We start from the raw sequence: 8,576 nt of genomic DNA, 5'->3' as shown, positions 1-8,576 counted from the left end.
GGCCGCATCTCCCAGCGCTTCTTCGGCGCACACAAGTTCCGCCGCACCGCCTTCGCCGGCCGAGCTCGGGGAGGCAGCCCGCCCTTGGTGAGGGAGTCCGTCGGCAGCCCGCCCTTCGTGGCCGCCGACGCCGCCTGCCCGAGGATGCCCCCGCCGGCTCCCGCGCCCTTGTGTGCCGCGGGCGCCGCCTTCTTCGCGGCCTTGCCGGCGGTCCTGCCCGCGGTCGGCGTCGTCTTCTTGGCGGCCTTGCCGTCGGTCTCGTTCGTGAACGCGGTGACGTTGTGCGCCGCGCTGTCGAGCGCGCCGGCGACGTTCGCGCCGTCCAGGGCGGTCAGCCCGCCGAGGTTCGGGGTGGCCGGCAGTTCGGCGGCCGCACTCGCGGAGCCGGCCGCGCCGACCCCGGCAGCCGCTCCCGCTGCGACCAGCAGCGCGACACGGGCGATCCGGCGGGTCAGAGGCAGGGACATGATGCTCCTTCGAGGGAGAGAACAGGGAAGTGTCCGACCGGACCCGTTAGTTGACCGGGATTGATCGTCCGGGCTCGGTCCCCCTGACTACCGCTCGAAGCCCGCGAAGGTTGCGGACGTCCCACGCAAAGAATTCGCAATGCATCGCATTATCAGGTACGGATAAAATCGGGCATAGGTCGCGCGGTCTGCAACTCGGTTGAACCGTAAGGCCCTTGGGCCAGCAGGGATTCGGTGTACCGCGACGGGCCGGCGCGCGGACCCGTGCCCCGTCCGTCCCCGGCCGCCCCACGCAACCCGCGCGGGTGAAGCCCCGTACTGCTGCTCGGTGCCCCTGCCCGCCGCCTGCCGTCCGCTACCGGGGTGCGGTGACGATCCGGATCGAGTCCCCGGCCGCCTGCTCCGTCTCCGCCGCGCCGGAGCCGGAGTCCGGCGTCCTGGCCGTGCGCCACCGGCTGTCGGTCGTCCCGGCGGTCCACTCCCGGCCGGCGTAGGAGATGCGCGAGATGTGCAGCGCGGAGGCGTTGGCCACCGCCCAGTGCGCGATCTGCCAGCCGCGCTCGTCGGTGCTGCGCCCCGCCGCCTCGCCCGTCCCGCCCGGCACGGGCACCGTCACGGTCCGCCCGTCGGCCGCGGCGCTCACCTCGGGCACGGGCGCCGTCGTGGCCTTGCCGCGGCCGCCCTTGCCGTCCACCTCCGCGCCGGCCTCCTGCAGGGCCTCGCGCCCGAAGTCCCGTACCAGCGCCGTGCGGACCGCGCTCGGCCCCGCGGCCGTGGCGGCGGTCTCGGCCGTCTGGCGGCCGTCGCAGGTCAGGGTCGCCGCCGTGCGCCCGGTGAGGGCGGCCGCGAGCAGCGCGGCGTCCGACTCGTGCTTGGCGTACGCCTCCGGGTAACCGCTGCGCTGCACCCGCTGCGCTGCCACGGTGAGCGGCAGGTCCTCGTAGTCGGAGACCTTGAGCAGGTGCTCGTAGAAGACGCCCGCCGCGTATGTCGGGTCCATGATCTGCTGCTCGGTGCCCCACCCCTGCGACGGCCGCTGCTGGAACAGGCCCAGCGAGTCACGGTCGCCGTGCTCGATGTTGCGCAGCCCCGACTCCTGGAGCGCCGTCGCGAGCGCGATGGTCACGGCCCGCTCGGGCAGCCCGCGGTCGGTGCCGACCGCGGAGATCGTCGCCGCGTTGACCGCCTGTTCGGGCGTGAACTCGTAGACCGCGGGATCGCCCTCGCCCGAGACGACCCGGCAGCCGGGGCCGCCGGCCCCTCCGGTGAGGTACTGGACCGCGAGATAACCGGCGACCGCGCACAGGACCACGACGGCCGCTCCGAAACGGAGGAGGCGGCCGCGGCGCTTGGGAGAGGTGGGGGACGGCTCTGGCACTCGTACAAGGTAGCGGAGGCCCCCGGGGCCGCCGCGGCGGGTGTGGACAGTGGCCGGACGCCCCGGCGCGCTAGGGTCGGCGCCATGGCCGATACCCCACTTGACCTCACGTCGGACGCCGCCCGCCTCACCGCGCAGCTGGTCGACTTCCGGTCCGAGAGCGGCACCGAGAAGCCCCTCGCGGACGCGATCGAGACCACGCTGCGCACCCTGCCGCACCTGACGGTGGAGCGGTACGGCAACAACGTGATCGCCCGTACCTTCCTGGGGCGTCCGGAGCGGGTCGTGCTGGCGGGCCACATCGACACCGTGCCGATCGCCGGGAACGTCCCCTCCCGCCTCGACGAGGACGGCGTGCTGTGGGGGTGCGGCACCTGCGACATGAAGTCCGGCGTCGCGGTCCAGCTGCGCATCGCCGCCACGGTCCCGTCCCCGAACCGCGACCTGACCTTCGTCTTCTACGACAACGAGGAGGTCGCCGCCGAGCTCAACGGCCTCAAGCACATCGCGGAGAACCGTCCGCAGTGGCTGGAGGGCGACTTCGCGGTGCTCCTAGAGCCCTCCGACGGCCAGGTGGAGGGCGGCTGCCAGGGCACCCTGCGGGTGCTGCTGAGGACGACCGGCGAGCGCGCCCACTCGGCACGCGGCTGGATGGGGTCCAACGCGATCCACGCGGCCGCCCCGATCCTGGCCCGCCTGGCCGCCTACGAGCCGCGCCGGCCGGTGATCGACGGCCTGGAGTACCGGGAGGGCCTGAACGCGGTGGGCATCTCGGGCGGAGTGGCCGGGAACGTCATCCCCGACGAGTGCGTCGTCACGGTCAACTTCCGCTACGCGCCCGACCGCAGCGAGGAGGAGGCCGTCGCCCACGTCCGCGAGGTGTTCGCCGACTGCGGGGTGGCGGAGTTCGTGATCGACGACCACAGCGGTGGCGCGCTGCCCGGCCTGTCCCACCCGGCCGCGGCGGCCTTCATCGAGGCGGTGGGCGGCACCCCGCAGCCCAAGTTCGGCTGGACGGACGTCTCCCGCTTCTCGGCGCTCGGCATCCCCGCGGTGAACTACGGTCCCGGAAACCCGCACTTGGCGCACAAGCGGGACGAACGGGTGGAGACCGGAAAGATCCTGGCGGGCGAGGAGCGGCTGCGCGCCTGGCTGACGGACTGAGGACCCCTCGCTCCACACAGGACATGCAGACGTCCCCCGTACGTAACCCGCGTAGATCTAGGCTGAGGCCGAAAGACCTGTCCCCCGTCCCCGGTCGTGCCGGAGCGGGGGATGTTCCGACCGCGGAGGGAGCGCACATGGCTACCGGGAACCCCGAGGGCAAGAAGCAGCCACCGGAGGAACAACGCCTGGGACCCGTCCTCCGAAGGCGGAGCCAGGTGACGGCGAGCACGACGGACCAGCGGCTCCTCGACGCGGGCGGCCCCTCGGACTGGGTCCACACCGACCCGTGGCGGGTGCTGCGCATCCAGTCGGAGTTCATCGAGGGCTTCGGCACGCTCGCCGAACTGCCGCCCGCGATCAGCGTGTTCGGCTCGGCCCGCACACCGCGCAACAGCCTGGAGTACGACGCGGGCGTCCAGCTGGGCCGCGGCCTGGTGGAGGCGGGCTTCGCGGTCATCACCGGCGGCGGCCCCGGCGCCATGGAGGCGGCGAACAAGGGCGCCTCCGAGGCGGGCGGTGTCTCGGTCGGCCTCGGCATCGAGCTGCCGTTCGAGGAGGGGCTCAACCCCTACGTCGACATCGGCCTGAACTTCCGTTACTTCTTCGTCCGCAAGATGATGTTCGTGAAGTACGCCCAGGGCTTCGTCGTCCTGCCCGGCGGCCTCGGCACCCTGGACGAGCTCTTCGAGGCCCTGACCCTCGTCCAGACCCAGAAGGTCACCCGCTTCCCGATCGTCCTCTTCGGCAGCAGCTACTGGGGCGGCCTGGTCGACTGGCTCAAGCACACCCTGATCGCCCAGGGCAAGGCGTCCGAGCAGGACCTCCACCTCTTCCATGTCACGGACGACGTGGACGAGGCGGTCGCGCTGGTCTCCAAGGAGGCCGGACGCCACTGACCCCGGACCCACGTCCGGCATGCCCCGGCGCAGGCTCGACCGCCCGCCGGGGCACGGACGTCCGCCGGGGCACGGCCGCTCGGGAGGCCTGACCGTCCGCCGGAGCCCGGCGCCCTGCCGGGGACGGGCCGGACCCGGTCAGGCCAGGCCGCGCCGGGCCACCGCCGGCTCCCGCAGGCCCGCGATCGACGCCACCATGTCCAGCACCTGCCGGGTCTCGGCCACCTCGTGCACCCGGTACACCTGCGCGCCCAGCCACGCCGACACGGCCGTCGTCGCCAGCGTGCCCAGCACCCGTTCCTTCACCGGCTTGTCCAGCGTCTCCCCGACGAAGTCCTTGTTGGACAGCGACACCAGCACCGGCCACCCCGTCGCGACCATCTCCCCGAGCCGCCGCGTGGCCTCGAGACTGTGCCGGGTGTTCTTCCCGAAGTCGTGCCCCGGATCGATCAGTACGGACTCCCGCGGCACCCCCAGCGCCACCGCCCGCTCGGCCAGCCCCACCGTCACCCGCAGGATGTCGGCCATGACGTCGCCGTACGTCACCCGGTGCGGCCGGGTCCGCGGCTGCGCGCCGCCCGCGTGCGTGCACACCAGCCCCGCGCCGTACCGCGCGGCGACCTCCGCGAGGCCCGGGTCCACCCCGCCCCACGCGTCGTTCAGCAGATCCGCGCCCGCCGCGCAGACCGCCTCCCCGACCTCGGCCCGCCAGGTGTCCACGCTGATGACGACGTCCGGGAAGCGCCGTCGCACCTCGGCCACGAAGCCGACGGTCCGCCGCGCCTCCTCCTCGGCCGTCACCTCCTCGCCCGGCCCGGCCTTCACCCCGCCGATGTCGATGATCGCCGCGCCGTCCGCCACGGCCTGCTCCACGCGCGCGAGGGCCGGCTCGTCCCGGAAGGTCGCCCCCTGGTCGTAGAAGGAGTCCGGGGTCCGGTTCACGATCGCCATGATCACCGGCTCGTGCGCGTCGAATTCACGCCTGCCCAGCCTGAGCATCCCCTGTGACCTCTCCTAGTACGTCCTGGTCTTCGGCCGCCTGCGACCCTAACCGTCAGATTCGCATGGCACGATCGGACCCTGACACTTTCGACACCGAGCACACCGAGCATGGGGACCCAGCGATGGTTATGTTCTTGTTCCTGGTGGTCGCGCTCGCCGTGGTGGTCGCCGCGGTGACCCTGGCCGTGGTGGGCGGCGGCGAGGGCACCGGCCCGCTGCCGGAGGCCGCGCCCGAGCGGCTGCACGACCCGCTGCCGCCGCAGCGCCCGGTCGACCGGGACGACATCGACAGCCTGCGTTTCCCGCTGGCCGCCCGCGGCTACCGCATGGCCGACGTGGACGACGTCCTCAACCGGCTCGGCGCGGAACTCGCCGAGCGCGACGCGCGGATCGCCGACCTGGAGTCCGCGCTGGCGGGCGCCCAGGCCGCCCCTCGCGTCTCCATGGACAAGCCCGACGAGGGGGACCACCGGTGAGTGGCGCGGTCGCGGGCCCGGACGGTCTGCTGCGCTGTCCCTGGGCCCTGTCCACCCCCGACTACGTGGCCTACCACGACGAGGAGTGGGGCCGCCCGGTCCACGGCGACGACGAGCTCTTCGAACGGATCAGTCTGGAGGCCTTCCAGTCCGGCCTGTCCTGGATCACCATCCTGCGCCGCCGCGCGGGGTTCCGGGCCGCCTTCGACGGGTTCGTGATCGCCAAGGTCGCGGCCTTCACCGACACCGACCGCGAACGCCTCCTCGCCGACGCCGGCATCATCCGCAACCGCGCCAAGGTCGACGCCACGATCGCCAACGCGCGCGTCCTGGCCGACTGGGCCCCCGGCGAGCTGGACGAGCTGATCTGGTCGCACGCCCCGGACCGGGCCGCCCGCCCGGCCCCGCAGAGCCTCGCGGACGTCCCGGCGGTCACCCCGGAGTCGACGGCCCTGTCCAAGGCCCTGAAGAAGCGCGGGCTGCGCTTCGTCGGCCCGACGACGGCGTACGCGCTCATGCAGGCGTGCGGACTGGTCGACGACCATCTGGCGGACTGCACGGCACGCCGCGACTGACCGCGCGCGCCTGCCTGTCGAGGCCGGGCGCGTCGGCGGAGGCCGGGCGCGCCGGCCTTCCGATGCGGAGTCGGCCCGGAGCCGGGAGGGTCCGATGCCGGGCCGGCCCGGAGTCGGGCGGGCCCGGAGTCGGGCGGGCCCGGCACCGGGCGGGCTCAGCGGCCCAGGTACTTCGGCTTCTCCTTGTCGACGAACGCCCGGACCGCGATGGCGTGGTCCTCCGAGGACCCGGCCCGGGCCTGGAGCTCGTCCTCCTTCTCCAGGGTCTCGTCCAGCGAGTGCGTCAGCCCGTAGGCGACGGCCTCCTTGAGCGCCGCGTAGGCCACCGTCGGTCCCTCGGCCAGCGCCCGCGCCACCTTCTCGGCCTCGGCGCGCAGTTCGGCCGCCGGCACGATCCGGTTCGCGATCCCCAGCTCGTACGCCTCCTGCGCCTTGACGGTGCGCGGGAAGAGCAGCAGGTCGGCGGCGCGGCCCGGCCCGACCACCCGCGGCAGGGTCCACGAGATGCCAGAGTCCGCGGTGAGGGCCACGCCCGCGAACGAGGTGTTGAACGCGGCCGTGTCCGCCACGATCCGGTAGTCCGCGGCCAGCGCGAAGCCGAAGCCGGCCCCGGCCGCGACCCCGTTCACCGCGGCGACCACGGGCTTCGGCGCCCCGGCCAGGGCCCGCGCGATCGGGTTGTAGTGCTCCCGGACCGTGCTCATGGTCCGGCCCGACCCGGTCTCCCGGTCGGCGGCCAGCAGCCCGATGTGCTCCTTCAGGTCCTGGCCCACGCAGAAGGCCCGGTCGCCTGCCGCGGTCAGCAGCACGGCCCGTACGGTGCCGTCCGAGGCCGCCGCCTCGGCCGCGTCGCGGAGGGCGACCTTGGTCTCGATGTTCAGCGCGTTCATCGCCTCGGGGCGGTTCAGGGTGATCGTCGCGAGCCCGTCGCTCACCTCGTAGAGCACGGTGTCGGCCATGGCGGAACCCCTCCGGATGTGTGGCTGTGAGGACGTACCGGCCGGTACGTCGGGTGTCCGAAGGACAGCATGGCGGAGATCACCGGCCACGCACCGGAGCGTCCGTGTGACCTGCGTCAAAGAATTCCGACAGGATTCCGGCCGCAGGGCGTCCGTGCAGCGGAGCAGTATCGCAGTCACATCGCCGAATTGGGTGGTTTTGCTCGCGCGCGTTGCCCAAGCGATGCCGACTGATGTTGGTCATCGGGTCCTGAGATGCGGGATAATGGCCTGGAAGCAATGTGTTCGATGCCGGTGTCGTGCGTCCCACGCTGAGGATTGCGCGTGCCCTCCCAGGGGCCGTCGGCTTTGACGATGAGCTGGTTTCAGGAAGGGGAACGAGCATGGCGGCCATGAAGCCGCGGACGGGTGATGGCCCGCTCGAGGTGACCAAGGAGGGGCGGGGCATTGTCATGCGCGTTCCGCTCGAAGGCGGCGGTCGACTCGTCGTCGAGCTGACCCCTGACGAAGCCTACGCGCTGGGTGATGCCCTCAAGAAGGTCGTCGGCTGAGCGCGAAAGCGACCGTACTCTTTCAGCCGCCCCGGCGCCCCTGTGGTGCCGGGGCGGCTTCGTTGTGGGCGGACTGAGGGCCGGGCAATGTGCCGTCGGCGGGCCGGGCCGACGGGCGCCGCGGCCGTGCGGTGGGGCGGCCGTGCGGTGGGGCGGGGGTGCGTCAGCGCTTGACCGCGCACAGCAGACCGTCGCCCACGGGGAGCAGCGACGGCACCAGTTCCGGGATGTCGCGCACTCCGCGCAGCAGCTCCCGGATCCGTATGACCTCCGTGGGCTGCGGGCCGGAGTCGACCGTGCGGCCGTTGGCGAACACACCCTCGAAGACGACCAGTCCCCCGGGGCGCAACAGGCGCAACGATTCAGCTAGGTAGTCGAGGAACTCCAGCCGGTCGCCGTCGCAGAAGACGAGGTCGTAGCCGGCGTCCGCCAGCCTGGGCAGGACGTCCAGCGCGCGGCCGGGGATGAATCGGGCCCGGTTGCTGGCGAAGCCCGACGCGCGGAAGGCGTGCCGGGCGAACTGCTGGTGCTCCGGTTCGGGATCCACGGTGGTCAGCACGCCGTCCGGCCGCATGCCGTGCAGCAGGTGGATGCCCGACACACCCGTCCCGGTGCCGATCTCGGCGACCGCCTTCGCGTCCACCGAGGCGGCAAGCAACCGCAGTGCCGCGCCCGTGCCGGGCGACACCGAGCGCAGCCCCGCGTCGCGGGCCCGGTCACGGGCCCAGCGCAGTGCTTCGTCCTCGGCGACATAGGCGTCGGCGAACGCCCAGCTCGTCTGCCGGTTGCCGGTGATGACCCTCTCCTGTCCCATGGTTGCCTGGGCGTGACTGTATCCGTTGCCGCCGGGAACCCGCAGATGGGACCGGGCGTTTATAGGGGTGGCGCAGACGGGTGGGGGGACACGGTTGGATCACGACGACGGGCCGCGCGACGAGCAGGCCGAAGGGCAAGTGCTGACGCAGCCGCTTGAGCCGTGGCAGCACAGATCAAATTCTTGTAAAACCGCTTATCCGGAGCTAACGGGCGAGGTGGCTATGGTAGGGGCTCCACTGGACACCACCAGAGCCGACAGGGGAGGTGCGGCTGAGCCTGTGGATCGGGG

Annotated in this window: 10 protein-coding genes; 5 read left to right on the top strand and 5 right to left on the bottom strand. The window is 72.7% G+C overall.

Annotated elements, in window-relative coordinates:
• Together ABT085_RS15505 and ABT085_RS15500 are read right to left on the bottom strand one after the other, a co-directional pair.
• On the bottom strand, positions 1–467 hold a 467-nt coding region (locus ABT085_RS15505; RefSeq protein ID WP_502982733.1), incomplete at its 3' end, for a hypothetical protein.
• A gap of 355 nt (positions 468–822) precedes the next feature.
• Entirely contained in the window at positions 823–1,845 is a 1,023-nt protein-coding gene (locus ABT085_RS15500; protein ID WP_351606892.1) for a VldE C-terminal domain-containing protein, read from the bottom strand.
• 84 nt (positions 1,846–1,929) lie between these two features.
• Here ABT085_RS15500 and dapE point away from each other — a divergent pair, with 84 nt between their 5' ends.
• Both dapE and ABT085_RS15490 read left to right on the top strand, forming a co-directional pair.
• The gene (dapE, locus tag ABT085_RS15495) at positions 1,930–3,009 is read left to right on the top strand and encodes a succinyl-diaminopimelate desuccinylase (protein WP_351606889.1); all 1,080 of its coding nucleotides are present in this window, start codon (positions 1,930–1,932) and stop codon (positions 3,007–3,009) included.
• Between the two features lie 137 nt (positions 3,010–3,146).
• Positions 3,147–3,908: an LOG family protein gene (locus ABT085_RS15490; RefSeq protein WP_351606884.1), complete on the top strand. Its 762-nt coding sequence runs from the start codon at positions 3,147–3,149 to the stop codon at positions 3,906–3,908.
• A gap of 138 nt (positions 3,909–4,046) precedes the next feature.
• On the opposite strand, the gene folP is transcribed toward ABT085_RS15490, so the two are convergent.
• The gene (gene folP / locus ABT085_RS15485) at positions 4,047–4,907 is read right to left on the bottom strand and encodes a dihydropteroate synthase (protein ID WP_351606881.1); all 861 of its coding nucleotides are present in this window, start codon (positions 4,905–4,907) and stop codon (positions 4,047–4,049) included.
• 131 nt (positions 4,908–5,038) lie between these two features.
• On the opposite strand from folP, the gene ABT085_RS15480 reads away from it, so the two are divergent.
• Complete coding sequence (locus tag ABT085_RS15480) at positions 5,039–5,386, top strand: DivIVA domain-containing protein (RefSeq protein ID WP_351606894.1); 348 nt, start codon at positions 5,039–5,041, stop codon at positions 5,384–5,386.
• Positions 5,383–5,961, top strand: a complete 579-nt coding sequence (locus tag ABT085_RS15475; protein ID WP_351606878.1) for a DNA-3-methyladenine glycosylase I — start codon at positions 5,383–5,385, stop codon at positions 5,959–5,961. Before ABT085_RS15480 ends, ABT085_RS15475 begins: the two co-directional genes overlap by 4 nt.
• Positions 5,962–6,116: 155 nt before the next feature.
• Here ABT085_RS15475 and chcB read toward each other — a convergent pair whose 3' ends face one another.
• The gene (chcB, locus tag ABT085_RS15470) at positions 6,117–6,920 is read right to left on the bottom strand and encodes a 2-cyclohexenylcarbonyl CoA isomerase (protein ID WP_351606875.1); all 804 of its coding nucleotides are present in this window, start codon (positions 6,918–6,920) and stop codon (positions 6,117–6,119) included.
• A gap of 383 nt (positions 6,921–7,303) precedes the next feature.
• On the opposite strand from chcB, the gene ABT085_RS15465 reads away from it, so the two are divergent.
• Positions 7,304–7,471 carry a DUF3117 domain-containing protein gene (locus ABT085_RS15465; RefSeq protein ID WP_351606872.1) on the top strand — a complete coding sequence of 56 codons (168 nt, stop codon included), beginning with the start codon at positions 7,304–7,306 and terminating at the stop codon, positions 7,469–7,471.
• 163 nt (positions 7,472–7,634) lie between these two features.
• On the opposite strand, the gene ABT085_RS15460 is transcribed toward ABT085_RS15465, so the two are convergent.
• A complete protein-coding gene (locus ABT085_RS15460) occupies positions 7,635–8,285 on the bottom strand; it encodes an O-methyltransferase (RefSeq protein WP_351606868.1) in 651 nt (216 codons plus the stop codon).
• Between the last annotated feature and the right edge of the window lie 291 nt (positions 8,286–8,576).

Origin of the sequence: Streptomyces sp. NPDC002265, from assembly GCF_040296125.1 — a bacterium.
Taxonomy (GTDB): domain Bacteria; phylum Actinomycetota; class Actinomycetes; order Streptomycetales; family Streptomycetaceae; genus Streptomyces.
Note: the sequence above shows the minus strand (reverse complement) of the source record. Positions and strands in the feature narration are given on the sequence as shown.